34 protein-coding genes are annotated in these 26,334 nt (G+C 43.7%); 32 read left to right on the top strand and 2 right to left on the bottom strand.

The features are described 5' to 3' along the window. Positions 1-2 precede the first annotated feature (2 nt). On the bottom strand, positions 3-716 hold the full coding sequence (gene tsaA / locus DWW70_RS09185; RefSeq protein WP_118649710.1) for a tRNA (N6-threonylcarbamoyladenosine(37)-N6)-methyltransferase TrmO: 714 nt from the start codon (positions 714-716) through the stop codon (positions 3-5). A 450-nt stretch (positions 717-1,166) separates the two neighbouring features. Here tsaA and DWW70_RS09180 point away from each other — a divergent pair, with 450 nt between their 5' ends. The 13 genes from DWW70_RS09180 to ybaK all read left to right on the top strand — a co-directional run bounded on the left by DWW70_RS09180 (position 1,167) and on the right by ybaK (position 14,910). Continuing rightward, positions 1,167-2,060 carry a substrate-binding domain-containing protein gene (locus DWW70_RS09180; RefSeq protein ID WP_118649709.1) on the top strand — a complete coding sequence of 298 codons (894 nt, stop codon included), beginning with the start codon at positions 1,167-1,169 and terminating at the stop codon, positions 2,058-2,060. A 7-nt stretch (positions 2,061-2,067) separates the two neighbouring features. After that, the gene (gene pstC, locus DWW70_RS09175) at positions 2,068-2,919 is read left to right on the top strand and encodes a phosphate ABC transporter permease subunit PstC (protein WP_118017293.1); all 852 of its coding nucleotides are present in this window, start codon (positions 2,068-2,070) and stop codon (positions 2,917-2,919) included. Then, positions 2,920-3,924: a phosphate ABC transporter permease PstA gene (gene pstA, locus DWW70_RS09170; RefSeq protein WP_243017702.1), complete on the top strand. Its 1,005-nt coding sequence runs from the start codon at positions 2,920-2,922 to the stop codon at positions 3,922-3,924. Positions 3,925-3,940: 16 nt separating this feature from the next. Further along, positions 3,941-4,699: a phosphate ABC transporter ATP-binding protein PstB gene (gene pstB / locus DWW70_RS09165; RefSeq protein WP_118649708.1), complete on the top strand. Its 759-nt coding sequence runs from the start codon at positions 3,941-3,943 to the stop codon at positions 4,697-4,699. Positions 4,700-4,709: 10 nt separating this feature from the next. Continuing rightward, entirely contained in the window at positions 4,710-5,354 is a 645-nt protein-coding gene (gene phoU, locus DWW70_RS09160) for a phosphate signaling complex protein PhoU (protein ID WP_118649707.1), read from the top strand. 33 nt (positions 5,355-5,387) lie between these two features. Further along, entirely contained in the window at positions 5,388-5,648 is a 261-nt protein-coding gene (locus tag DWW70_RS09155; RefSeq protein WP_118649706.1) for a hypothetical protein, read from the top strand. 227 nt (positions 5,649-5,875) lie between these two features. Then, on the top strand, positions 5,876-7,648 hold the full coding sequence (locus DWW70_RS09150) for a Na/Pi cotransporter family protein (protein ID WP_118649705.1): 1,773 nt from the start codon (positions 5,876-5,878) through the stop codon (positions 7,646-7,648). A 93-nt stretch (positions 7,649-7,741) separates the two neighbouring features. Beyond that, positions 7,742-8,416, top strand: a complete 675-nt coding sequence (locus DWW70_RS09145; RefSeq protein ID WP_118649704.1) for a response regulator transcription factor — start codon at positions 7,742-7,744, stop codon at positions 8,414-8,416. A 3-nt stretch (positions 8,417-8,419) separates the two neighbouring features. Then, positions 8,420-9,784: a sensor histidine kinase gene (locus tag DWW70_RS09140; RefSeq protein ID WP_118649703.1), complete on the top strand. Its 1,365-nt coding sequence runs from the start codon at positions 8,420-8,422 to the stop codon at positions 9,782-9,784. A gap of 355 nt (positions 9,785-10,139) precedes the next feature. Then, a complete protein-coding gene (locus tag DWW70_RS09135) occupies positions 10,140-12,098 on the top strand; it encodes a BMP family ABC transporter substrate-binding protein (RefSeq protein WP_117550713.1) in 1,959 nt (652 codons plus the stop codon). Between the two features lie 49 nt (positions 12,099-12,147). Then, positions 12,148-12,744 (top strand): metallophosphoesterase family protein, encoded by a 597-nt coding sequence (locus DWW70_RS09130; RefSeq protein WP_055223143.1) that lies wholly within the window; start codon positions 12,148-12,150, stop codon positions 12,742-12,744. 186 nt (positions 12,745-12,930) lie between these two features. Then, positions 12,931-14,289 carry a citrate/2-methylcitrate synthase gene (locus tag DWW70_RS09125; protein ID WP_117550712.1) on the top strand — a complete coding sequence of 453 codons (1,359 nt, stop codon included), beginning with the start codon at positions 12,931-12,933 and terminating at the stop codon, positions 14,287-14,289. A 123-nt stretch (positions 14,290-14,412) separates the two neighbouring features. After that, positions 14,413-14,910: a Cys-tRNA(Pro) deacylase gene (gene ybaK / locus DWW70_RS09120; protein ID WP_055146749.1), complete on the top strand. Its 498-nt coding sequence runs from the start codon at positions 14,413-14,415 to the stop codon at positions 14,908-14,910. A gap of 149 nt (positions 14,911-15,059) precedes the next feature. On the opposite strand, the gene DWW70_RS09115 is transcribed toward ybaK, so the two are convergent. After that, positions 15,060-15,923 carry a class I SAM-dependent methyltransferase gene (locus DWW70_RS09115; protein ID WP_118649702.1) on the bottom strand — a complete coding sequence of 288 codons (864 nt, stop codon included), beginning with the start codon at positions 15,921-15,923 and terminating at the stop codon, positions 15,060-15,062. A 151-nt stretch (positions 15,924-16,074) separates the two neighbouring features. On the opposite strand from DWW70_RS09115, the gene DWW70_RS09110 reads away from it, so the two are divergent. The 19 genes from DWW70_RS09110 to rplF all read left to right on the top strand — a co-directional run bounded on the left by DWW70_RS09110 (position 16,075) and on the right by rplF (position 26,331). Next, positions 16,075-17,235 (top strand): class I SAM-dependent methyltransferase, encoded by a 1,161-nt coding sequence (locus DWW70_RS09110; RefSeq protein WP_118649701.1) that lies wholly within the window; start codon positions 16,075-16,077, stop codon positions 17,233-17,235. A gap of 63 nt (positions 17,236-17,298) precedes the next feature. Further along, the gene (locus DWW70_RS09105; protein WP_118649700.1) at positions 17,299-18,198 is read left to right on the top strand and encodes an OST-HTH/LOTUS domain-containing protein; all 900 of its coding nucleotides are present in this window, start codon (positions 17,299-17,301) and stop codon (positions 18,196-18,198) included. 333 nt (positions 18,199-18,531) lie between these two features. Further along, positions 18,532-18,843, top strand: coding sequence for a 30S ribosomal protein S10 (gene rpsJ / locus DWW70_RS09100; RefSeq protein WP_004850108.1), 312 nt, complete (start codon positions 18,532-18,534; stop codon positions 18,841-18,843). 160 nt (positions 18,844-19,003) lie between these two features. Continuing rightward, complete coding sequence (gene rplC / locus DWW70_RS09095; protein WP_015533789.1) at positions 19,004-19,687, top strand: 50S ribosomal protein L3; 684 nt, start codon at positions 19,004-19,006, stop codon at positions 19,685-19,687. A 23-nt stretch (positions 19,688-19,710) separates the two neighbouring features. Continuing rightward, positions 19,711-20,331 carry a 50S ribosomal protein L4 gene (rplD, locus tag DWW70_RS09090; RefSeq protein WP_015533790.1) on the top strand — a complete coding sequence of 207 codons (621 nt, stop codon included), beginning with the start codon at positions 19,711-19,713 and terminating at the stop codon, positions 20,329-20,331. Then, positions 20,331-20,630 carry a 50S ribosomal protein L23 gene (rplW, locus tag DWW70_RS09085; protein WP_004850114.1) on the top strand — a complete coding sequence of 100 codons (300 nt, stop codon included), beginning with the start codon at positions 20,331-20,333 and terminating at the stop codon, positions 20,628-20,630. The genes rplD and rplW overlap by 1 nt, the downstream gene beginning before the upstream one ends. Positions 20,631-20,728: 98 nt before the next feature. Further along, positions 20,729-21,574, top strand: a complete 846-nt coding sequence (rplB, locus tag DWW70_RS09080) for a 50S ribosomal protein L2 (protein WP_022216644.1) — start codon at positions 20,729-20,731, stop codon at positions 21,572-21,574. A 16-nt stretch (positions 21,575-21,590) separates the two neighbouring features. Continuing rightward, positions 21,591-21,869, top strand: a complete 279-nt coding sequence (gene rpsS / locus DWW70_RS09075) for a 30S ribosomal protein S19 (RefSeq protein ID WP_022216645.1) — start codon at positions 21,591-21,593, stop codon at positions 21,867-21,869. 33 nt (positions 21,870-21,902) lie between these two features. Next, entirely contained in the window at positions 21,903-22,289 is a 387-nt protein-coding gene (gene rplV / locus DWW70_RS09070) for a 50S ribosomal protein L22 (protein WP_004850120.1), read from the top strand. A 10-nt stretch (positions 22,290-22,299) separates the two neighbouring features. Then, entirely contained in the window at positions 22,300-22,965 is a 666-nt protein-coding gene (gene rpsC / locus DWW70_RS09065; protein ID WP_022216646.1) for a 30S ribosomal protein S3, read from the top strand. Further along, positions 22,965-23,402: a 50S ribosomal protein L16 gene (gene rplP / locus DWW70_RS09060; RefSeq protein ID WP_022216647.1), complete on the top strand. Its 438-nt coding sequence runs from the start codon at positions 22,965-22,967 to the stop codon at positions 23,400-23,402. The genes rpsC and rplP overlap by 1 nt, the downstream gene beginning before the upstream one ends. Continuing rightward, positions 23,392-23,595 carry a 50S ribosomal protein L29 gene (rpmC, locus tag DWW70_RS09055; protein WP_004850126.1) on the top strand — a complete coding sequence of 68 codons (204 nt, stop codon included), beginning with the start codon at positions 23,392-23,394 and terminating at the stop codon, positions 23,593-23,595. The genes rplP and rpmC overlap by 11 nt, the downstream gene beginning before the upstream one ends. Positions 23,596-23,618: 23 nt before the next feature. Next, the gene (gene rpsQ, locus DWW70_RS09050; RefSeq protein WP_022058713.1) at positions 23,619-23,873 is read left to right on the top strand and encodes a 30S ribosomal protein S17; all 255 of its coding nucleotides are present in this window, start codon (positions 23,619-23,621) and stop codon (positions 23,871-23,873) included. A 13-nt stretch (positions 23,874-23,886) separates the two neighbouring features. Then, complete coding sequence (rplN, locus tag DWW70_RS09045) at positions 23,887-24,255, top strand: 50S ribosomal protein L14 (RefSeq protein ID WP_022216648.1); 369 nt, start codon at positions 23,887-23,889, stop codon at positions 24,253-24,255. A gap of 12 nt (positions 24,256-24,267) precedes the next feature. After that, positions 24,268-24,585: a 50S ribosomal protein L24 gene (rplX, locus tag DWW70_RS09040; protein ID WP_004850132.1), complete on the top strand. Its 318-nt coding sequence runs from the start codon at positions 24,268-24,270 to the stop codon at positions 24,583-24,585. Positions 24,586-24,605: 20 nt separating this feature from the next. After that, positions 24,606-25,145: a 50S ribosomal protein L5 gene (gene rplE / locus DWW70_RS09035; protein ID WP_004850134.1), complete on the top strand. Its 540-nt coding sequence runs from the start codon at positions 24,606-24,608 to the stop codon at positions 25,143-25,145. 20 nt (positions 25,146-25,165) lie between these two features. After that, positions 25,166-25,351 (top strand): type Z 30S ribosomal protein S14, encoded by a 186-nt coding sequence (locus DWW70_RS09030; protein ID WP_004850137.1) that lies wholly within the window; start codon positions 25,166-25,168, stop codon positions 25,349-25,351. 23 nt (positions 25,352-25,374) lie between these two features. Further along, the gene (rpsH, locus tag DWW70_RS09025; protein WP_022216649.1) at positions 25,375-25,776 is read left to right on the top strand and encodes a 30S ribosomal protein S8; all 402 of its coding nucleotides are present in this window, start codon (positions 25,375-25,377) and stop codon (positions 25,774-25,776) included. 15 nt (positions 25,777-25,791) lie between these two features. After that, positions 25,792-26,331: a 50S ribosomal protein L6 gene (gene rplF, locus DWW70_RS09020; RefSeq protein WP_022216650.1), complete on the top strand. Its 540-nt coding sequence runs from the start codon at positions 25,792-25,794 to the stop codon at positions 26,329-26,331. Positions 26,332-26,334 lie beyond the last annotated feature (3 nt).

Here is a 26,334-nt window from a genome sequence, read left to right as displayed (position 1 = left end):
TATCATTGTGGTCCGGGCTCAGCCACTTCGCATATGGTAAGAGTGTCACCAGATATTGTAAACCTTATATCGTATCCGCCGTACAGCATTCCATAGCGTCTATTCGGTTCATCCTGATAGCCAGGCCTTGGATCCTGCGCAAGTATCTCTTTCAGGGCCTCAATCTGTGTATTTGAAAATATCGTTTCAAGTTTGGTGGCGATATCGTCAGAGAAACGTACTGACAGCTCCGGAATATCAAGAGGGTCCGTCCAGCCCCCGGTCGCCTCCGGGTGGCTGTCTGTGTATGGCAGATAAGGCTTGATGTCGTACACCGGTGTACCATCCAGTATATCGGCTCCTGACACCACAAGCCCGTGTACACAGCCAGTTTCTTCATTATATATAATGTCCAGAAGCTTCACCGACGACAGTCCGATGTTGTTCGGCCTGAAAGGTGATCTGGTGGCAAAAACCCCCATCCGCTGGTTACCACCCAGCTTTGGGGGTTTTACTGTTGCGGTAAAACCATTCTTGTGAGCCCTGGAGAAGTCCCACAGCAGCCATATGTGGGAGAATCCGTCAAGTCCTCTGAACGCCTCTGCCTGATTGTACGGTGGAAGCATCTCTATAAAAGCGGTGGCGCAGTCTGTCAGACCGCTTTGCCTTGGAATGCCGAACTTTTCTTTATAGTCACATCTCACATATCCTATTACTTCTAAACTGGTATTTGTCATGTATATTTATCCCACTTTCTGGTTGCAATTTATAAGTTATGGCAGATTATTTGCTGTACATTCAGCATGCATTGATTAACGCCGACTTTACATTCAATTTACATAGCGTTGGTTATGTATTTTACTTATGCCATTTATTATAGTTCAAAGAAAAGAACAAAAGGCGCGCGAGTTCTTTTCCGGGAAATAAGCAAAGAATGATATGTCCCAATAATACAATATTTGCAAAGACCGGTTCAAGAGATAACCGGCACATGTAACAATTTTCGGAGAAAATTGTTATGCAGCATCAGCCATCGCCGATAGGCGATTTTGCATGGCTGATGTTCCAGAATACATGTAATAAGTTTTCGTAGAAAACTTGTTATGTAGCATCAGCCATACCATAAAGCGATTTTGCATGGCTGATGTTCCAAGAAAGAATATGGACAAAGTAAGGAGAAAAAGAAAATGGTTAAATTAAAGAAAGTATTGGCAGTTACACTTGGAGCAGCACTTATGGTAGGAAGTCTTGCAGGCTGTGGAAATAATTCATCAAAGAGCGCAGATGGCGGATTCGATGCAGCACAGGATATATCAGTAGTATCAAGAGAGGAAGGCTCAGGAACAAGAGGAGCATTCGTAGAGCTCACAGGAGTTGAGGAGAAGGATGCAGATGGCAATAAGGTCGACAACACAACAACAAATGCCATCACATGCAACAGCACAGAGGTCGTACTCACAACAGTAGCAGGAGATGATTATGCAATTGGTTACATATCTCTCGGAGCACTCAACGATACAGTAAAGGCACTCAAGATCGGTGGAGTTGAGGCAAGTGAGGAGAACATCAACAATGGTTCATACACCCTCTCAAGACCATTCAACATCGTTACAAAGGATGGCATCAGCGATGTTGCACAGGATTTTATCAACTATATCATGAGCGAGGATGGACAGAAGATCATATCAGCAAATAAGTACATCGAGGTTGCAAACAGCGGAGCATTTACTTCAACAAATCCAAAGGGCAAGATCGTTGTTGCAGGTTCATCGTCAGTAACACCTGTTATGGAAAAGCTTATCGAGGCATACAAGACGATCAATACAAATGCTGACATCGAGCTTCAGGAGAGCGATTCAACAACAGGTATCACATCAACATCAGATGGAACATGCGATATAGGTATGGCATCACGTGAGCTTAAGGACACAGAGACAGCACTTGGTCTCAAGGCAACTGTAATAGCTATGGACGGAATCGCAGTTATAGTAAATAACAACAACCCTGCTGAGGACTACACAGTAGATCAGGTCAAGGACATATTCACAGGTTCAGCAGCAAAGTGGGAGGACGTAAAGTAATCAGCTTATGCATAAACTTAAAGAAACAATTATGCATGTAGTATTCCTGATAGCGGCACTGGTATCCATCGCGGCGGTAGCACTCATATGTGTGTTCCTGTTTGTGAATGGAATACCGGCCATTAAAGAGATAGGCTTCGGGGATTTCACCCTTGGTGAGATCTGGAAGCCTACAAATGGATACTACGGCATTCTTCCTTTCATATTAGGAAGCATATATGTAACAGCCGGAGCACTGATAATAGGAGTTCCGATAGGACTTCTGACAGCGATATATCTGGCAAAGTTTTGTCCCGACAGATTATATAAAGTTATAAAGCCATTTATCAATCTGATGGCTGGAATACCTTCGGTTGTATATGGATTCTTTGGAATGTGCGTGCTGGTTCCAATGGTCAGAAGCATATTCGGAGTAAATGGTAACACGATGCTCACAGCTTCGGTACTTCTCGGTATGATGATCCTTCCAACGATCATCAGTGTATCCGAGACTTCCATCAGAGCGGTGCCTGACAAGTATTATCAGGGAGCCCTGGCACTTGGAGCAACACATGAGCGAAGCGTGTTCAAGACTGTTGTCCCTGCAGCAAAGTCAGGAGTTATGGCAGCGATTATCCTTGGTGTTGGCCGTGCAGTTGGAGAGACTATGGCGGTCATCATGGTCGCTGGAAATCAGGTCCATATGCCTGACGGAATACTGAGAGGTGTCAGAACACTCACCACAAATATAGTAATGGAGATGGGATATGCGACGGACCTGCACAGACAGGCTCTGATAGCGACGGGCGTTGTACTGTTCGTATTCATACTCATTATCAACCTCCTGTTCTCCATCATAAAGAGAAAGACGGTGGCATAGATGACAGAGAGAGTAGAAGGAATAAAGACAGTTGTCGCATGTGGCGATGACAGAACAAAAAATACAATAATCAGCACGAAAAAGACGGCACCTGAGGACGATCCTTCATCCATAGTTGATGTGGACAGCATAGAGGCTATAAACAAGAGCACATGGTCTGAGAAATGGGCTGAGTACAGAAAGAGACCGGGATCATTCATAATGTTTATCTTTGTACATCTGGCGACACTCATAACTGTGCTCTCCATAGGATTTCTGTTGGTGTATGTACTGGTAAAGGGAATCCCAAATCTTAATGCGGACATATTCAGCTGGGAATATACATCGGACAACTGTTCGCTGGTGCCGGCACTTATAAATACGGTTTACATGACGCTGCTGTCTCTCCTGATAGCAGGTCCGATAGGAATATTTGCAGCGATATATCTTGTCGAATATGCGAAGACTGGCAATAAGCTGGTGGGGATAGTGAGGATCACAGCGGAGACACTTACAGGAATACCTTCGATCGTATACGGACTATTTGGAATGCTGTTTTTCACAAATGCGTGTGGGCTTAGATTATCACTCATATCAGGTGCGTTAACCCTGGCGATAATGGTTCTTCCGGTCATAATGAGAACCACAGAGGAGGCACTCATGGCAGTGCCTAAGTCTTATAGAGAAGGAAGTTTTGGACTGGGAGCCGGAAAGCTCAGAACAGTATTCAAAGTAGTGCTTCCAAGTGCCGTTCCTGGAATACTGTCAGGAATCATACTTGCGACAGGACGTATCGTGGGCGAAACGGCAGCACTCATATACACAGCAGGATCGGTTGCAAAGATGGCGACAAAGCTTACCGATTCAACAAGAACTCTGGCGGTTCATATGTACCTTCTGTCAAAAGAAGGACTTCACACGGATCAGGGTTATGCAACAGCGGTAGTGCTTCTTGTACTTGTAGTGCTTATCAACTTTGCGTCCGACAAGATTGCAGGCAGGGTTGCAGCAGATAAAGCAAATTAAGAATGGAGAAAAATAGATGAATAATAACGTTAAGTTCAGCGTTAAAAATTTGAATCTCTATTACGGAAAGTTCCATGCCCTTAAGGGGATTGATATGGATATTCCGGCAAATGAGGTTACAGCGTTTATCGGACCATCAGGTTGTGGTAAGTCAACATTCCTTAAGTCGCTCAACAGAATGAATGATTTGGTAGAGGGATGCAAGATAACAGGTGATGTGAGGCTTGATGGAGAGGATATATACAGCGGAATGGATATTAACCTTTTGAGAAAGAGAGTTGGAATGGTGTTCCAGCAGCCGAATCCTTTTCCGATGAGTGTCTATGACAATATAGCATATGGCCCAAGAACCCATGGAATAAGAAACCGAGCAAAGCTTGATGAGATAGTTGAGAGATCCCTCAGACAGGCGGCAATATGGGATGAGCTTAAGGACAGACTGAAGAAATCAGCCCTGGGTCTTTCGGGTGGTCAGCAGCAGAGACTCTGTATAGCCAGAGCACTGGCAGTGGAGCCTGAGGTGCTTCTCATGGATGAACCTACATCGGCCCTTGATCCTATATCGACATCCAAGATAGAGGACCTGGTACTTGAACTGAAGGACAATTACACCATTATCATGGTTACGCATAACATGCAGCAGGCAACCAGAGTTGCGGACAACACAGCGTTCTTCCTTCTCGGAGAGGTCGTTGAGTACGCAGAGACAGAAAAGATGTTCAGCAAGCCGGCTGACAAGCGTACAGAGGATTACATCACCGGTAGATTTGGTTAGGAGGGACACGATGAGAGACAAATATGAGATGCAGCTTAGAAAGCTTCACGCAGAGATGATAGAGATGGGAACTATGGTCGAGCAGGCGATCGAGACAGCGATCAAGGCTCTCGTGGCCCAGGACACAGAGCTCGCAAAGAAGGCGATCGAGGCGGATGACGCCATCGACCATCAGGAGAGAGAGATTGAGAATCTGTGCCTCAAGCTGTTCCTTACCCAGCAGCCGGTTGCCGGGGATATGAGAAATATATCCGCAGCACTCAAGATGATAACGGATATGGAGAGGATCGGAGATCACGCCTCAGATATATCAGAACTCACACTGTGCATGGCTGGCACACCATATATAAAGAAGCTTGAGCACATACAGCAGATGGCAAAAGAGACGATCGTCATGCTGGTATCAAGCATAGAGGCATATGTCAACGCAGATGAGAAAAAGGCAAAGAGTGTAATAGAGCATGACGATGTCGTCGATGATCTTTTTGACAAGGTCAAGAATGAACTCATCACAATGATACATGAGAATCCGGATGATGGAGAGCAGGCTTGTGACCTTCTTATGGTTGCCAAGTATCTTGAGAGGATTGGCGATCACGCAACGAATATATCAGAGTGGGTACTCTTCTCGATAACAGGAGAACATATAGACTGATGATTGAGTCATGGACGAAAAGAGGTGATTTCTATGAAGTGGGTATGTACGAAGATAAATGAACTGTCACACATAACAGGTATAGGCAATATGAAACTTTTCATAACAGTCAGCATGGTAGTGTGCGGACTTGCGGGATGTGCTGCAGCATTGCTGCTCCACATGATCCCTGTGCTGGGAGATGTATCATTAGCAAAGCTGATGTTCATATGTGGCGGCTACGGCATGTTCCTGGTAGGAATGTTTGGAAGTGCGGTGTATCTGCTCATAAATGAGCCTCTGGGAAGCAAATAAACAGATGAAAACAGAAAAAAGGTCTATGTGATACCACAAAACTGTGCCAAATATTTTGCAGGATTTTACATAGATTTTAAATTTACACAGATTTTACATACACATATCTCACATTTTACATATCCCTTTTACAATAGACTCTGACAAAACAGACGCTGTAAAAGGGATATTGTGTATACAAGTCCTTATACAGAAGTAATTGGAAATGTAATAAGGAGACAAAAGATATGGATATTTTCAATGTGTTATCCCTTCTGGGCGGACTTGCAATGTTCCTGTATGGAATGAACGTGATGGGAGATGGCCTTGCCAAGACGGCTGGCGGTAAGCTGGAGAAGATACTGGAAAAGCTCACATCCACACCTATAAAGGGTGTTCTGCTGGGCGCCGCGGTGACAGGAGTGATCCAGTCGTCATCTGCGACCACGGTTATGGTGGTTGGACTTGTAAACTCTGGAATCATGAAGCTGAGACAGGCAGTGGGTATCATCATGGGTGCTAATATAGGAACAACAGTAACATCATGGATACTCAGCCTTACAGGAATACAGAGTGACAATATATTTATTAATATGTTGAAACCCTCATCCTTTTCACCTATACTCGCAGTAATAGGAATAATATTCCTCATGTTCACCAAGTCTGAGAAGAAGCACGATATAGGTGGAATCCTTCTTGGATTTACAGTGCTCATGTTTGGCATGGAGATGATGAGCGGTGCGGTTGCTCCGCTTAAGGATGTACCGGAATTTACGAATATACTCACCATGTTCTCCAATCCATTCCTTGGAATGCTTGTGGGAATGTTGATAACAGCCATCATACAGAGCTCTTCGGCGTCTGTAGGTATACTCCAGGCGCTGTGTGCAACCGGGGCTGTGTCATTTGGGACGGCGATCCCAATCATCATGGGTCAAAACATAGGAACCTGTGTAACGGCACTGATATCATGTATAGGAACCAAGAAGAATGCCAAGAGAGCTGCGTTTGTGCATCTGTACTTCAACATCATAGGAACAGTCGTGTTCATGGTGGTGTTCTACACGGTCAATTCATTTGTACACTTCCAGTTCCTGAATGATTCAGCGAATGCAGCTGGTATAGCTGTTGTACACAGTGTGTTCAACGTTGCAGCGACACTTCTTCTGCTTCCGTTCTCAGGCGGACTTGAGAAGCTTGCAACGCTCACTGTCAGAGATAAGGATGAGGTGGAGAAAAATACTCCTGCAGAGCTGGAGATGCTCAAGCGTCTGGATGCCAGATTCCTTGAGAAACCAGCATTTGCTGTTGGACACTGTATAGAGGTCGTAAAATACATGGCTCAGCTTTCAAAGAACAGTGTTGATATGGCACTGTCACTGGTTGATAATTATGATGAAGCGGTCAGGGATAAGGTTGAGGATCTTGAGGGCATCATAGATACCTATGAGGATGAGGTCGGTTCTTATATGGTAAAGCTCAGCAGCAAGGAGCTCTCCCATGAGGATAGCCAGAAGGTATCAATCGGACTTCATGTCATAGGTGATCTTGAGAGAATGTCGGATCACGCCATAACCATAGCGGATATATGCAGGAAGATGAATGAGGCGGGCGCGTCCTTCTCAGAAAAGGCAAGGTCAGAGCTTGGTGTATACAAGGATGCAGTTCAGAACATAGTCAGCATGACTGTGGAGGCTTACGACAAAGAAGACCTTCAGGAGGCATCCCATGTGGAGCCGCTTGAGGAAGCCATCAATGAGCTCAACAGCGCAGTTAAGAAGCAGCATATCAAGAGACTTCAGAAGGGGAAATGTACCATTGAGCTCGGAATATCACTGGAGAATCTTATCAACAACTATGAGAGAGTTGCAGATCACTGTTCCAACGTGGCGGTGGCAATGCTTCAGTTAAAATCAGATAACTTTGATACACATGAATATCTGGATAACATGAAGAAGGATTCCAACATAGATTTCCAGAGCATGTACACATATTACAGAGAGATGTACAAGCTGAAGTGATATCTGGCGTGCATTAATATAAAAAATAATGATAAAAATATAATGCAATACGCATGTAAATGAAAGTGGTATTACACAGGGAAAGGAGACAAAATGGCAGTACATATTTATATTGTAGAAGACGATAAGAATATACGAGAAATCGAGATGTTTGCATTGAAAAACAGCGGATATGCGGTGGAGGAGTTTGAGAATGCGAAATCGTTCTTCTCAAGGACTGTGGAGAAGGTTCCTGATCTGGTGCTTCTGGATATCATGCTCCCTGACATGGATGGTCTTGAGATTGTGAAGAAGCTCAGGAGCAGACCTGATACTGTCAGAGTTCCGATTATCCTTGTGACAGCCAAGACTACAGAACTTGACAAGGTCAAGGGCTTGGATATAGGAGCGGATGATTACCTCACCAAGCCATTTGGCGTGATGGAGCTCATATCCAGAGTCAAGGCGCTGCTCAGAAGAAGCAGGGCGCTGCAGGATGACAAGCAGATGGTACTCGGGGATATAACCCTTGATTCAGAGAGACGCGAGGTGCATGTGGGTGGTGAGTTGTGTGAGCTTACCTTCAAGGAGTTTGAACTCTTAAAGCTTCTCATGGTTAATGCAGGAATAGTCCTTCACAGAGACACGATCATGTCGGATGTGTGGGGAACGGATTACGAGGGCGAATCCAGAACCCTTGATATGCATATCAAGACTTTGAGACAGAAGCTTGGCGAAGCAGGTAATATGATAAAGACGGTTAGAAATGTAGGGTATAAGATGGAGTAGCATATGGGTAAGAGAGACGATAAAAGGCTGAAAAAGGTTATCAATCTGGAGTTTATCATCTTTTCACTGGTGGCCATAGCGGTGACCATGGTCCTGTCGACGTTTATATTCTATGAGGTGTACAAGGCGGAGATCATAAGGGATCTGAAGGGGTATGCTGAGGTGCTTAAGAATACCGGGGATTTCGACGCGGATGACCCTGGTGTGTATGCAAGCGTGGATACCAATGACCTCAGATTGACGCTTATAGCGCCTGACGGCAGTGTTCTGTATGACAATCAGGCCGATGAGATTTCCATGCAGAACCATCTTGACAGACCAGAGATAGCAGAGGCATTTGAAAATGGTGATGGACATGTTATAAGAAAGTCGGCAACCCTCAATAAGAGCACATATTACTATGCGATACTGCTCAAGTCTGGAAGGGTGCTGAGAATAGCGAGGGAGACCAACAATGTAATCAGTATGTTCCTTGCGGCTGTGCCGGTCATGCTGGTGGTGATGGCGATCCTTGTCTGTGTCACCATCATAGTGACACACTATCTGACCAGAAACATATTGAAACCAATAGAGCAGATGGCGAACAGTCTGGATGACGATACCCACATAGTTGCGTACAAGGAGATGCGCCCATTCATAGATATGATACAGAAGCAGCATGCGGATATAGTGAAGAGTTCGCAGATGAGACAGGAGTTCACGGCAAATGTATCACATGAGCTTAAGACACCGCTCACATCTATATCGGGGTATTCGGAGCTTATTGAGACCGGTATGGCGACCGAGGTGGATGTGCATCATTTTGCAACTGAGATCCACAAGAACTCCAACAGACTTCTCACCCTCATCAATGATATAATCAGACTGTCAGAGCTGGATGTATCCGAGGATGCGCCACTGATGGAGAAAATCAATCTGGCGGTCATAGCCAGAACAGCCACGGATATGCTGGCGATAAACGCAGAGAAGAACAGTGTGACGCTCAGCTATGATGGCAGTCACGGATATATATATGCGAACAAGATGATGATGGAGGAGCTTGTGTACAACCTCACAGACAATGCCATCAGATACAACAATAAGAGTGGAAGCGTGGATGTATCTGTAAAGACAGTGGATGGAAAGGTTATACTCAGGGTGAAGGATACGGGAATAGGAATCCCGAAGGAGCATCAGGAGAGAATATTTGAGAGGTTTTACAGGGTGGACAAGAGCAGATCCAAGTCCACAGGTGGTACAGGTCTCGGCCTGGCCATAGTAAAGCATATAGTTGCACGTAACAATGCAGTTCTGGATATGATAAGTGAACCTGGAAAGGGAACAGATATATCGGTGACATTTGATAAATACAGGGAAGATGAACAATGATGCAGTCGAAATCAATGAATGTTGAGATGAAATACTGTAAAAGGACAGAATAGATGTTACAATAAAAAGGAGCCTGGTGGAAGTGTTTTAGCCAGACTCCTTAAGTATATTGGTATTCACACACACCGACATTAAGTTCGAAAATATGTGAAATCTTCTGAATTTAATAATATAATACAGCACGTTACGGAAAAAATCAAGTGGTAATTATGCATAACATACAATGCGGTTTATGCATAATTCACAAAACATGCAGTTGAAAGGCAGATAATTTTGGCGGATCGGAAGGAAACAAATTCTTGATTATTGAATTTTATAGTATTACTATATGGTCTTGAATAAGGAGAGTGATAGTATGTCAGCAAACGAATATTTAAGGGCTCAGAAGCTTGGTGAGAAGAGATATCAGGCAGCCGTAGCAAAAAATGAATATCCATATCTTCCGGTTTTGGATGAGATAATATCACCATCCGACACTGTGGGTGAGGTGAATCTTGGTCTCCAGACCATATCGCTTGACCGCGTGGTTGGAACCGCTACCGCTGCAAGGACGACGGCGTTTGCTAGTAATTTTATGCCTATATTGGATTATCATACTGAATTTGGAATGAAATGGGCCGCATTGTGTGAGTCCCACATAGAGGAAGGTATACATGATCCGATAAAGGTATATGAGTATATGAACAAATTCTATGTAGTAGAAGGAAATAAGAGAGTGAGTGTGCTCAAATACTTTGGTGCGGACTCAGTTCCTGCCATGGTTACAAGAAAGATACCTAGAAGGACAGACTCACTTGAGAATAAGATATATTTTGAATTTATAGATTTCCACAAGCAGACGGGGATCAACTATGTATATTTCTCACAGCTCGGTGGATATGATAAGCTCAGGGAGTTCATAGGGATCACTAAGGATGCGGTTTTCACAGAGGATGAGAGACTGGATTTCAACTCGGCACATCTCGCATTTGAGAAGGCTTATCTTGCTAAGAAGGGCAATGAGGAGCTCACTATAACAGTGGACGATGCCATGCTTGTATTCCTCAATGTGTATGGCTATGAAGCTCTTAAGAACATGACTACATCCCAGGTGAAGGACAGTGTTGACAAGGTATGGAATGAGATAGTCCTCACAAATGAGAAGAAGGATAAGACGGTTCTTCCAAAGCTCGATCCTGTGGAGCCTAAGAAGTCTATACTCGACAGGGTTATAAAGCCATCAGGCCCTTCGAACCTGAAGGTGGCATTTGTGTATGATAAGTCGCCAGCCAACTCGGTCTGGACATACAGCCATGAACTGGGTAGAATGGACATGGAGAATAAACTCGGAGATTCTATCGACAGCAGAACCTTCTGTAATGTGGATACACCTGCCAAGCTGACAGAGTGCCTTGGAAGACTTGTGGATGAGAAGTATGATGTGATATTTACGACAGGGCCTGAGATGCTTCCTGAGGCTCTTAAGACTGCAGTGCTCCACCCGGAGATAAAGATACTTAACTGTTCCCTCAGCCTTGCGAACAGCCATGTGCGTACCTATTATGCAAGAATGTACGAGGTGAAGTTCCTCACAGGTATGATAGCGGGAAGCCTGTGTGCTGACGGACAGATAGGATATGTAGCTGATTATCCGATATTCGGAACAACAGCGAACATCAATGCATTTGCCATCGGAGCAAGGATGGTCAACCCTAGGGCAAAGATATATCTGCAGTGGACAAAGGTTAAGAATGCTGATCCACAGAAGTTCTTCGAGAGAAATGGAATAACATATATATCCGATAGAGACATGATCATGCCGGATGATGCGTCACGAAACTTCGGACTTTATCACTATGATCAGAATGGAGAGGTCGTCAACCTTGCCATGCCTTTCTACAACTGGGGTGCATTCTATGAGAGGATCCTTAGATCCATACTGGAGGGCAACTGGAAGCAGGAGGAGAAGAACGAGACCAGCAATGCGATAAGCTACTGGTGGGGTATGTCAGCGGGAATAGTTGACGTCATATGCTCAAAGCACCTTCCGGCCGGAACACAGAAGCTCATATCGGTTATGACAAACCTCATAAGAGAGGGCGCTATCACACCGTTCAGCGGAAAGCTTACATCCCAGAACGGAATAGTGAGAAATGAAGATGACGGAGCGATGCTCCATGAAGATATACTCAAGATGGATTGGCTTGCTGAGAATGTAGTGGGCATGCTCCCTACAGAGGACGATCTTGTCGATGAGGCAAAGACGGTAGTTGCACTTCAGGGTATAGACACACCGGAGAGTCTGGAGCTCAAGTCGGTTCCGGAAGTGAAATAAGATAAATCTCCTACGGAGAAGGTATACTGTAGTACAGGGGAATAGATACGTGAAGATTTTGTTGTTGGCGGATGAAGAATCCAAGTATTTGTGGGATTATTTTGATAAGAGTAAGGTCGAGGGAATAGACCTGATAATATCCTGTGGCGATTTATCGCCACAGTATTTGTCGTTCCTTGCGACATTCAGTCATGCGCCCGTTCTCTATGTCCATGGCAATCACGACGTGTGCTACAAGGATACACCACCGGGGGGCTGCGAGTGCATAGACGACAAGCTTTATGTGTATAAGGGTGTCAGAATTCTGGGACTTGGCGGTTCGATGGAATACAAGTTTGGTGGTGCGGATCATCAGTATTCCGAGCGTGCGATGGCCAGAAGAGTACGGAAACTCAGGTTTAAGATCATGAGGAACAAGGGCTTTGACATACTTGTTGCCCATTCGCCTGCATACAGGATAAATGATTCCGAGGATCTCCCACATACAGGTTTTAAGTGTTTCAGAACGCTTATGGAGGAGTACAGACCTAAGTATTTTGTCCATGGCCATGTGCATATAAATTATGGAAGAGATTTTGTCCGCGAATCAAAATACGAGGACACGACGATCATAAATGCCTATGAGAGATATATTATTGAAATTTAGGCAGAAATATTTTAAAATTAAATAATTTCGGCGAAAAGACAGGAATAAATCAAATTTATTGCTGTCTTTCTTGCGAAAATGGAGTTTTTTTGATAAACTGTGGTGAGTTGATATAGTTTATTGATAAGGTCCGGAGAAGCTTCGGGATGATGAACAGGGATTGGATAAAGGAAGGAGACATGAGGTTTGGAAAGAAACAGCGAGGAATATAACAGAATACTGGATGAGCTTACAGGTTATTGTACAGAATCTGGCAAGATAGACCAGAACCTCTATGTCAATTATGATGTCAAGAGAGGCCTCAGAGATTCCACAGGAAAAGGTGTACTCACGGGACTCACAGAGATATCTGATGTCATAGGATATGATGTAATAGATGGAGAGAGAGTGCCGACTGATGGTCGTCTGTATTATCAGGGGTACAATGTTGAGGATCTTGAGAGAGGTTTTCACGGAAGTAAATTCGGATTTGAGGAGACTATGTATCTTCTGTTGTTTGGAAAGCTTCCAAATGAGCAGCAGTTTAAGAGATTTGTTGAGATGATGGAGTGCTACAGGGAGCTTCCTAGAAAGTTTACAAGAGATGTTATCCTCAAAGCGCCAAGCAAGAATATGATGAACGTTCTGCAGAGATGTGTTCTCACACTCTATTCATATGATGATAATCCGGATGATATAAGCATAGAGAATGTTCTCAGACAGTGTATGGAATTGATAGCGCAGTTCCCTGTGATTGCCGCATATGGTTATCAGGGCTACAAGCACTATTTCCACGACATGAGTCTTGTAATACACAATCCGAAGCCGGGGCTTTCCACTGCGGAGAATTTCCTGAGGCTTATCAGATCAGATAAGAAATATACAGAGCTTGAGGCGCAGGTGCTTGACATATGTCTGGTTATACACGCTGAGCATGGTGGTGGTAATAACTCCACATTTACAACTCATGTAGTATCGTCGACAGGAACAGACACATATTCTGCAGTTGCAAGTTCACTTGGATCACTGAAGGGACCTAAGCATGGTGGTGCGAACCTCAAGGTTCAGCAGATGTTTGATGACCTCAAGAGCCATGTCAAGAACTGGGGTGATGAGGCTGCACTGGAGAAATATCTCACAGGACTTCTTGACAAGAAGGGCTTTGACCATTCAGGCCTTATATATGGAATGGGTCATGCGGTATACACCAACTCAGATCCTAGAGCTAGGATACTCAAGGGATATGCAGAGAGACTTGCCCAGGAGAAGGGCAGGACAAAGGAATTTGAGCTGTACAAGAAGGTTGAGGAGATATCAGGAAGACTGCTTGCGGCCAGAAGACGCAGCGGCAAGCCTATATCGGCAAATGTAGATTTCTACAGTGGATTTGTATATACGATGCTCGGTATCCCTATCGAGCTGTTTACTCCTATATTTGCCATCGCACGTATTGCGGGATGGTCAGCGCATAGAATAGAGGAGCTTGTCAATGCCGGCAAGATCATCAGACCTGCATACAAGTATGTGGGAACACACAGAGAGTATCTGCCGATGGAAGACAGATAAAGTTATGTACGGCAGATTAAGATAAAGCCGTAGAATACAATAGATATGCATACAGCGCTTCAATCTTCAATAGACAAGGTTGGGGCGCTTAGTGCATTTGATGACAAGGAGATGACTTGGAACATGAAAGATAAGAATAAGAACGCAAAGACTGAGGAAAAGACAAATGTCATGCGCATACTTGACAGCAAGAAGATAAAGTACAACCATTATTGTTATGTGGAGACGGGCGAGACAAATGGAGAGAAGGTTGCTGCTATACTTGGACAGGATCCTGCGTATGTGTATAAGACCCTGGTGACCGTTGCGAAGTCTGGCGCAAATTACGTGTTTGTAATTCCTGTCAAGGAGGAACTTGATCTCAAGAAAGCTGCGAAGGCTGTGGGAGAGAAGTCGATAGATATGCTCAAGGCAAAGGAACTCCTCCCTCTTACCGGATATATACATGGCGGCTGCTCACCTATCGGTATGAAGAAGTTTTTCAGGACCACGATAGATGCAAGTGCTGAAGATCTTGATAAGATGTATGTAAGTGCGGGTAAGGTTGGGTATCAGATAGAGATAGCCCCTGCGGATCTGGAGAAGGTCATACGTCTGGAGTATGTGGATGTGACGGTGTAAAGGACTAAATTACGTGACAAAAAAGCTGAAATTAAGAAGCTGAAAATTGAAAAAAGCAGGAATATGAACCCCAGCAAACTTCGTTATAGGGGCTCATATTCCTGCTTTTAGTTTATCTGCAAAATGTATCTGCCTCGACCGATCCGTTGTTATCTCTGCCATCTTCCGGCGGCACCACAAGGAAGAACAAGACCTGTCTCTGTGACAGGAAGTCCGATCTCATCTGCCACAACATGTCCGCCAAATCTGCTCTTTACCTCTGTGGATATCATATATGTGAGCACCGCAGGCGCGAGACCTGTTGTATATGAATTTACAAGGAAGAAAAGCGGCTTGTCACAGAGAAGCTGGCTGCAGAGCTTGATGAAAGGATGGATCTTCTCTTCGATCTTCCATATCTCACCCTTTGGTCCTCTGCCGTATGAAGGAGGATCCATGATGATCGCGTCATATTTGTTGCCTCGTCTGATCTCTCTTTCGACAAATTTCACACAGTCGTCAACTATCCATCTGATCGGTGCGTCGGCGAGCCCTGATGATGCTGCGTTTTCCTTTGCCCAGGTAACCATTCCCTTGGATGCATCAACATGGGTGACTGTAGCTCCGGCTTTGGCGGCTGCACATGTTGCGCCCCCTGTGTATGCGAACAGGTTCAACACCTTAATATCCTTTTTAGGTGAGTCCTTTATCAGTTCGCTGAACCAGTCCCAGTTGGCAGCCTGCTCAGGAAATAGACCAGTGTGCTTGAAGCTGAATGGCTTCAGATTGAAAGTCAGATCCCTGTAATTTATCGTCCACTGCTTAGGCAGGCTGAAAAACTCCCATTCTCCGCCGCCTTTGTTGCTTCTATGATAATGTCCGTTCAGTTTATTCCATGCAGGATTTTTCTTTGGAGTGCTCCATAGAACCTGGGGATCCGGTCTGAGCAGAGTGTATTTGCCCCAACGCTCAAGCTTTTCTCCGTCAGAGCAGTCAATAACTTCATAATCCTTCCATCCATCTGCTATCCACATATATGTAATCCTTCCTTATAAAAATAACTTCAAAAAATATATCCTATAGATTATACTTGTATCAAAGCACTGCGTCAAGGCTGCTGTGTGCATAGATTGATGACAGAGATTAATTACGATACAGATTGTTGGTAATGGAGAAGTTGGAATAATGGCAGATATAAGTATAAAAGAATTAATAGAAGAGATGGTACAGAGTGATCCCCACAAGATTATCCTCAGTGGCGGACGCGGTGAATACAGAAAAGTGGTATTTGAGAGAAAAATCATAGGCGGTAAAAGGTGCTTTCAGATAGAAAGGTATACGGAGAAGCAGGTGTTCCACCAGAATATAGATGAGGACGAGCTTGAAGAAGCACTGGCCGGAGATCTGCAGGATGGATTCAGACAGATAAACATGTTCTCGGCCCGGGAGGAGTGGGATGTGAAGATCTCAAAGAAGGGCAAAGTAGCTGTGAATAAGAGGCACACGGAGAATAAACTCATAACTGTTCAGGGGAACAACCGAAGAAAGAAATACATACTTGAAGAGGGAATGGATATCCCTGTATTTACCCATCTGGGCATATTTACAAAGGATGGCAAGGTTGTGCACTCCATGTATGACAAGTTTAAGCAGATCAACAGATTTGCGGAGATCGTGGACAATGTCATGAAGAGCTACAACAAACCTTCTATTAATATAGTAGATTTTGGATGCGGCAAATCGTATCTGACATTTATAGTTTATTATTATCTGCATGAGGTTAAGGGGCTTGATGTCCATATAACCGGCCTGGATCTCAAGGAGCAGGTGATAAAAGACTGCAATGCGCTGGCGGAACAGTTTGGATATACCGGACTAAAATTCGAACTTGGGGATATAAATGGGTATAAGACGGATGTGGATGTGGATATGGTCATGACGCTGCATGCATGTGATGTTGCCACGGACTATGCGCTGTACAATGCCATTTGCTGGAACGCACAGTATATATTGTCCGTGCCTTGCTGCCAGCATGAGCTGAATAAACAGATGCATTCTGATGAACTGGCTGCGCTGACAAGATACGGTATCATCAAGGAGAGGATAGCTGCGCTGGCAACAGATTCCATCCGCGGACATATGCTTGAGGCGTGTGGATATAAGACTGATATAATGGAATTTATAGACATTGCACATTCGCCTAAAAATCTGCTCATAAGAGCTGTGAAGAAAAATGTATCTCCGGACAGGAGAAAGAAGGCTCTTAAGGATGCGGAAGCACTTTGTGAGGAGTTTGGATTTAGACAGACTCTGATGGAGATGATTAAGGCGGATGGCAGGATATAATTGGATTAAACCTGTGGTTTGTTGTGTGTGTGATGGTTGTGGAATATTATTAAGGAGGATATCATGAGGGCTGCGCTGTATATAGATTGTGATAGCATAGAGGCAAAGGCTGTGCCTGCTATATATGAGGATATAATCAGAACGGACAAGCTTGTGATCTGCAAGATGTTTAATTCCGACAAAGACGATGACAGTTTTATGGAGAGTGCAGGGAGGTTCAGAATACAGGACTGCATGCACGGAGAGTATAAGGTGTCATCGGCGATGGTTGCGCTGGCCGTGGAGGTTATGGCGGATGCTGCGCTTTCAAAGCCAGAGCGCATATATATAGCAACGGGGGACAGTCTGACAGTACCGCTTCTCGACAAGCTGAGGCTCACGGATATAGAGGTTGTGGTTGCCGGTCCATGTGACGCAGACAAAATCCTTGTGAACAGCGCCCAGAGATATATGTATATAGATGTTCTTGCCGGAGGGAAATGCACTGCTGATATACCGGATATAGGTGATATAGCAAAGGAGATATATTCGGTTTCTTCCTATTATAAAGGACAGGGAAGAGATGCTGTCATGGAACAGGTGTATGAAGGCGTTGTGAGAAGATACCCGGATTTTGATGTCAGAAATTATGGCTATACTCATCTTGATACATTTGTGGAGAATAATGTGAGTGGAGTGAAGGTTTATACCGATGAAAATGGCGTGACAAAGCTGACGTTGGTCGATGACAGGGAGGAGATAGACACATTTGCATATGAGTATATGACGGGCAGGGGATATAAGATAGATGATATGGCAGAGCTGCTCGATGCGATTCGAAGCAGATTCCCTGGGTTTGCGATGGAGAATTATGGTTACCATACAGATTACGGGTTCATCTTAAGCTTTTCGAAGTTTGAGATATGGGAGAACAAGGGGATCAAAATGAAGAGGACATTCAAGCTGAGTGAATCTGGCGAGTGATACCCTGTAAATACCCGTTAAAAAATAATTCAAAAAAACATAAAAAAATTAAAAAAACCTCTTGATTTAAAGAAATCCCTAGTATATAATCAAACGTGCTGTGGCATGATAGCTGAGAAGCGGAGGTTGCTGCGTACATATATGACGCAGGTTTTTCGTGGAGCGAATGTCAATTTACAAAACTGGCGACAAGTCACTGTACAATATAACCGTCTGTCAAGAGGACAGAAACGACGTGATGGTTCTGGGTTTTAACTTAGGACACACACGGGAGAGTGTACAGTCACCGCTTGTTGTACTAAGATTAAGTGCGAAAAGGAGGCGGCTTTTTTTATGGCAAATCAGATTATGAGAATTACACTTAAGGCTTATGACCACAAACTTATCGACAAGGCAGCAGCACAGATTGTTGATACAGTTAAGAAGACTGGCGCAAAGGTAAGCGGACCAGTTCCAATGCCTACTAAGATTGAGAAGATCACAATCTTAAGAGCAGTTCATAAGTACAAGGACTCAAGAGAGCAGTTTGAGCAGAGAACTCATAAGAGACTTATCGATGTTGTAGCACCAACTCAGAAGACAATTGATGCATTACAGAAGATCGATCTGTCCGCTGGCGTGTTCATCGATGTTAAGATGAAATAATCAAAGTCAGACAGCAATTCAAAAGAAACCCAATTAGATGCGGACTAATTTAAAACAAACCGCAGAAACAATTAAATAACAGTACCTAATGCATTTTCGGATGTAATTTAGTATGATTGCAGATGCAATCCGCTGTGAATTAAATTAGGAGGAAACAGAAATGAAGAAGGCTATATTAGCTACAAAAGTCGGAATGACACAGATTTTCGACGAGAACGGTGTATTAACACCAGTTACAGTATTGCAGGCTGGTCCATGTGTTGTAACCCAGATCAAAACAGTTGAGAATGACGGTTACGATGCAATTCAGGTAGGATTCGGCGAGAAGAAGGAAAGAGTAACAACAAAGGACGTATCAGGAAAGAAAGTTATCAGAAATCCACATGGTGCTGGTAAGGCAGAGGTTGGTCATGCTAAGAAGGCGGGAACAACTCCAAAGGCTTTCTATAGAGAGTTCAGACTTGAGAACACTGCTGAGTACGAGCTTGGCGCAGAGATCAAGGCAGACGTATTTGCTGCTGGCGACAAGATTGATGTTACTGCTAAGTCAAAGGGTAAGGGATACGCAGGCGGTCTTAAGAGACACGGCCTTAAGTCAGGTCCTTCAGGACATGGTTCAAAGTATCACAGACATGCAGGTTCAAACGGTTCTGCAACTACTCCAGGTAGAGTATTCAAGGGCAAGAAGATGCCTGGACATATGGGTAGCGTAAGAGTTACAATCCAGAACCTTGAGGTAGTTAAAATAGATGTTGAGAACAATGTAATCTTGGTTAAGGGCGCTGTTCCAGGACCAAAGAAGTCATTGGTTATGATTAAAGATACAGTAAAGTCTGGTAAGTAGGGCTTTGGAAAGGAGAGACAACAATGGCATCAGTTAAGGTTTATGACATTGAAGGCAAAGAAGTTGAGACATTAGAGCTCAATGATGCAGTTTTCGGTGTAGAAATAAATGAGCATATAATGCATAAGGCTGTAGTTGGTCAGTTAGCCAACAACCGTCAGGGAACACAGAGCGCTAAGACACGTTCAGAAGTTTCTGGTGGTGGAAGAAAGCCTTGGAGACAGAAGGGAACTGGTCATGCTAGACAGGGTTCAACAAGATCTCCACAGTGGACAGGCGGTGGAGTTGTATTCGCACCAAAGCCAAGAGATTATTCAGTTAAGATGAATAAGAAAGAGAAGCAGCTTGCTATGAAGTCAGCACTTTCATCAAAGGTTGCTGAGAACAAGCTGGTAGTAGTTGACAAGCTTGATCTTCAGGAGGCTAAGACAAGCGTATTTGCAAAGATCCTTGCAAAGCTTTCAGCTCCTAAGGCTCTTGTAGTAACAAAGGATAAGAACAATAACGTTGTTCTTTCAGCAAACAACATTCCAACAGTTAAGACAACAGTAGCTAATTCACTTAGCGTATACGATATTCTCAAGTATGAGAAGCTTGTTCTTACTAAGGAAGCAGTTGCAGCAATTGAGGAGGTGTACGCATAATGGCAGATATCAAATATTATGACGTTATACTTAAGCCAGTGATCACAGAGAAGAGCATGAACGCTATGGCTGAGAAGAAATATACATTCCTTGTTCATCCAGAAGCAAACAAGTCACAGGTTAAGGAAGCTGTAGAGAAGATGTTCGAGGGAACAAAGGTTGCAAAGGTCAACACAATGAACAATGACGGTAAGGTCAAGAGACGTGGTATGACACTTGGTAACACAGCAAAGTACAAGAAGGCTATCGTTCAGCTTACAGCTGACAGCAAGGACATCGAGATTTTCGAGGGACTTTAAGATATAGCCGTGGGTGGCTGCACAGTATAGCCGCTCATCACATTAGTTGTATACGCAATCAAAGCGTGAGAATAAATTGAACCGAAAGGAGAACAACAATGGGAATTAAGACATATAACCCATATACACCTTCCAGAAGAAATATGACTGGCCTTGATTTCTCAGAGATCACAAAGACAACTCCAGAGAAGTCACTCGTTGTTTCAACAAGCAAGACAGCTGGTCGTAACAATCAGGGTAAGATAACAGTAAGACATCACGGTGGTGGTGCTAAGAGAAAGTATAGAATAATAGATTTCAAGAGAAATGACAAAGATGGTATTCCAGCAACAGTAGCTGCAATCGAGTATGATCCAAACAGATCAGCAAATATTGCACTTCTGTTCTATGCAGATGGAGAAAAGAGATACATCCTTGCTCCTTTCAAGCTTGCAGTTGGCGATGTGCTGATGAATGGCGCAGAGGCAGAGATCAAGGTTGGTAACTGTCTTCCACTTCAGAATATTCCAGTTGGTACTCAGGTACACAACATCGAGCTTTATCCAGGTAAGGGCGGACAGTTAGTTCGTTCAGCAGGAAACGCTGCACAGCTCATGGCTAAGGAAGGAAAGTATGCAACACTTAGACTTCCATCAGGCGAGATGAGAATGGTTCCGATTATCTGTAGAGCAACAGTTGGACAGGTAGGAAACATCGAGCATGGCCTTGTTAACATTGGTAAAGCCGGTCGTAAGCGTCATATGGGCGTTAGACCAACAGTTCGTGGTTCTGTCATGAACCCTAATGACCATCCACATGGTGGTGGAGAAGGTAGAGCACCTATCGGTCGTCCAGGTCCTTCTACTCCATGGGGCAAGCCAGCAATGGGTCTCAAGACAAGAAAGAAGAACAAGCAGTCTAATAAGTTGATCGTAAGACGTAGAGACGGTAAGAATGTTAAATAGTTAAGGAGGAAGAAATATGGCTCGTTCATTAAAAAAAGGACCATTCGCAGATGCACATCTGCTTAAGAAGGTAGATGCTTTAAACGCTGCTAATAAGACAGAAGTTATAAAGACCTGGTCAAGACGTTCAACAATCTTCCCATCATTCGTTGGCCACACATTTGCCGTTCATGATGGAAGAAAGCACGTACCAGTATATGTAACAGAAGATATGGTAGGACATAAGCTCGGTGAGTTCGTAGTTACCAGAACATACAGAGGTCATGGTAAGGACGAAAAGAAGGGTAGAAGATAATATTAGGAATATTTGAAAGGAGGACTTTTCAAAATGGCTAAAGGACATAGATCCCATGACAAGAGACTCAGAAATGAGAACAAAGATACAAGACCATCAGCTAAGGTTTCATACGCAAGAGTATCAGTAACCAAGGCATGTTTTGTGCTTGATGCTATCAGAGGTAAGGATGTTCAGACAGCACTTGCTATCGTAGAATACAACCCAAGATATGGCTCAAGCGTTATAGAGAAGCTTTTGAAGTCTGCTATTGCTAACGCTGAGAACAACAATGGCATGAAGAAGGAGGACCTTTACGTAGCAGAGTGTTACGCTAACAAGGGACCTACAATGAAGAGAGTTCATCCAAGAGCACAGGGTAGAGCATATAGAATCGAGAAGAGAACAAGCCACATCACAATCGTGCTTGACGAGAAATAGGAGGTAAAATATGGGACAGAAAGTTAATCCTCATGGTTTAAGAGTCGGCATTATCAAAGATTGGGATTCAAACTGGTATGCTGACAAGAGAAATGACGAGTTTGCTAAGAACTTAGCAGAAGATCAGATCCTTAGAAAATACTTAAAGACAACTCTTTACAAGTCAAACATCTCAAAGATCGAGATCGAGAGATCAGCAAAGAATGTAAAGATCGTATTATACACAGCTAAGCCTGGAGTAGTAATCGGAAAGGGTGGAGCCGGAATCGAGAAGATCAAGGCTGACGCTCAGAAGTTAACAGATAAGAAGCTCTTTATCGACGTTAAGGAGATCAAGAAGCCGGATGCTGACGCTCAGCTCGTTGCAGAGAACATCGCAGCACAGCTTGAGAATCGTATCGCATTCAGAAAGGCTATGAAGTCTTGCATGGGTAGAACAATGAAGTCAGGCGCACAGGGTATCAAGTGTGCATGTTCAGGTCGTCTTGGCGGTGCTGATATGGCTAGAACAGAGTTCTACAGCGAGGGAACAATTCCTCTTCAGACACTCCGTGCTGATATCGATTACGGATTTGCTGAAGCAGATACAACATATGGTAAGGTTGGCGTAAAGACATGGATCTACCATGGTGAAGTACTTCCAACAAAGACAGTAAAGGAAGGGGGAAATAAATAATGTTAATGCCAAAGAGAGTAAAGCGTCGTAAGCAGTTCAGAGGAACAATGGCTGGTAAGGCACTTAGAGGCAATAAGATTACAAACGGTGAGTATGGTCTCGTAGCATTAGAGCCAGCTTGGATCAAGTCAAATCAGATCGAGGCAGCCAGAATTGCAATGACAAGATATATGAAGCGTAGTGGTAAGGTATTTATCAAGATTTTCCCTGACAAGCCAGTTACAGCAAAGCCGGCTGAGACTCGAATGGGTTCAGGAAAGGGAGCACTTGAGTATTGGGTAGCAGTAGTTAAGCCAGGCAGAGTTATGTTTGAGGTTCAGGGCGTACCTGAGGAGGTAGCTAAAGAGGCTCTCAGACTCGCTATGCACAAGCTTCCACTTAAGTGTAAGATCGCATCAAAGGAAGAGTTAGAGGAGGTAGCAGGCAGTGAAAACTAAGGATTTTATGAACGAATTAAATAGCAAGTCCGTTGACGATCTCCAGAAAGATTTAGTAGCTGCAAAGAAGGAATTATTCAACCTGAGATTCCAGAATGCTACAAATCAGCTTGACAACACAAGCAGAATCAAGGACGTTAGAAAGAATATAGCAAGAATACAGACAGTTATAGCCCAGAAGGCTAATGCTTAATTATCTTGGAAGGAGGAATTATTGTGGAAAGAAATCTGAGAAAAACACGTGTTGGTATAGTTACAAGTGACAAGATGGATAAGACAATCGTTGTTTCTATCGTAGATAATGTTAAGCATCCTCTTTATGGTAAGATTGTAAAGAGAACAGTAAAGCTGAAGGCTCATGACGAGAATAACGAGTGCAAGATTGGCGATAGAGTAAAGGTTATGGAGACAAGACCATTATCAAAGGATAAGAGATGGAGACTTGTTGAGATCATCGAGAAGGCAAAGTAAGGAGGCAAATTAAATGGTTCAGCAGGAAACAAGACTTAAAGTTGCTGATAACACAGGTGCAAAAGAGTTACTTTGTATCAGAGTGTTAGGCGGATCAGTTAGAAGATATGCGAATATCGGCGATATCATCGTTGCCTCTGTTAAGGATGCAACACCAGGCGGAGTTGTAAAGAAGGGCGATGTAGTTAAGGCCGTTGTAGTTAGAACAAAGCATGGCGCTCGTCGTAAGGATGGTTCATACATCAAGTTTGACGAGAACGCTGCTGTAATTATAAAAGACGATATGAATCCAAGAGGTACACGTATCTTTGGACCAGTTGCAAGAGAGCTCCGTGATAAGAAATTCATGAAGATCGTATCACTTGCACCTGAAGTATTATAAGGAGGTGTGACTATGGCAACAATGAAGATTAAGAAAGATGATATGGTACAGGTTATCGCTGGTAAGGACAAGGGCAAGAGCGGAAAGGTCGTTTCAGTAGATAAGAAGAATGGTACCGTAGTAGTTGAAGGAATCAACAAAGTATTTAAGCATAGCAAGCCAAGCATGGCTAACCAGCAGGGCGGAATCATCGAGATGGAAGCCCCACTTGACATCTCTAATGTAATGTATCTTTACAAGGGCAAGCCAGTTAGAGTTGGTTTTGAAGGAACTGGTAAGGATAAGGTTCGTGTAGCCAAAGTTGATGGCAAGACAGAGAAGATAGATTAATTGGAAGGAGGTCGTCTTAGGTGAGTAGACTTAAAGAAAAGTATGACGCTGAAATTAAGAGCGCCATGGTTGAGAAATTTGGATATAAGAATGTAATGCAGATACCAAAGCTCGATAAGATCGTTATCAATATGGGCGTTGGTGAAGCTAGAGAGAACGCTAAGGTTCTCGACGCTGCTATCAAGGATCTTGAGACAATCACAGGTCAGAAGGCAGTTGTAACAAGAGCAAAGAAGTCAGTAGCTAACTTCAAGCTGAGAGAGGGAATGCCTATCGGATGTAAGGTAACTCTTCGTGGCGAGAAGATGTATGAGTTCCTTGATCGTCTTGTAAATCTTGCACTCCCACGTGTACGTGACTTCAGAGGTATCAATCCAAACGGATTTGATGGAAGAGGTAACTACGCATTCGGTATTAAGGAGCAGCTTATCTTCCCTGAGATCGAGTACGATAAGGTAGATAAGGTTAGAGGTATGGATATAATTTGCGTAACAACAGCACAGACTGACGAGGAAGCTCGTGAGTTACTTACACTGTTCGGCATGCCTTATAGCAAATAATAAAGGAGGAGATTCGAGAAATGGCTAAGACATCAATGAAAGTTAAGCAGCAGCGCAAGCAGAAGTTCTCAACAAGAGAGTACACACGTTGCAGCATTTGTGGACGTCCACACTCAGTTTTAAAGAAGTACGGAATTTGTAGAATCTGCTTCCGTGAGTTAGCATATAAGGGACAGATTCCTGGCGTTAAGAAATCAAGCTGGTAAGAGTAAGAAGGAGGAAATTTATTATGTCAATGAGCGATCCAATTGCAGATATGCTTACAAGAATTCGTAATGCTAATACAGCAAAGCATGATACAGTAGAAATCCCTGCTTCAAAGATGAAGAAAGCTATTGCCGACATACTTTTATCAGAAGGATATGTTAAGGCTGTAGATATCGTTGAGGACGGTAAGTTCGAGACAATCAAGATCACATTGAAGTATGGTGCAGATAAGAACGAGAAGATCATCACAGGTCTTAAGAGAATTTCAAAGCCTGGTCTTCGAGTATACGCAAGCAAGGATGAGCTTCCAAGAGTACTTGGTGGACTTGGAACTGCTATTATCTCTACAAACAAGGGTGTATTAACAGATAAGGAAGCTAGAAAACAGAACGTAGGTGGAGAAGTACTTGCGTTTATTTGGTAAAAGGAGGACGGCAAAATGTCACGTATCGGAAGAATGCCTATCGCTGTACCTGCAGGCGTAACTGTAGATATAGCAGAAAATAATAAAGTGACTGTTAAAGGACCAAAGGGAACTCTTGAGAGAGTTCTCCCTGCGGAAATGGATATAAAGTTAGACGGCGATACAATCACAGTATCAAGACCTAACGACTTAAAGAAGATGAAATCACTTCACGGACTCACAAGAACACTTATCCACAACATGGTAGTAGGTGTTACAGAGGGTTACAAGAAGGAGCTTGAGGTTAACGGTGTAGGTTACAGAGCTCAGAAGCAGGGTAATAAGCTTGTTCTTGCTCTTGGTTATTCACACCCAGTTGAGATGGTTGATCCAGATGGTATCGAAACATCAGTTGATGGAAACAAAATCATAGTAAGCGGAATCAGCAAGGAAAAGGTTGGTCAGTACGCTGCTGAGATCAGAGAGAAGAGAGCACCAGAGCCATACAAGGGCAAGGGTATCAAGTATGTGGATGAGACTATCAGACGTAAAGTTGGTAAGACTGGTAAGAAATAATAA

It is taken from the genome of Coprococcus sp. AF16-5 (assembly GCF_003479365.1).
Taxonomy (GTDB): Bacteria; Bacillota; Clostridia; order Lachnospirales; family Lachnospiraceae; genus Coprococcus; species Coprococcus aceti.
Note: the sequence above shows the minus strand (reverse complement) of the source record. Positions and strands in the feature narration are given on the sequence as shown.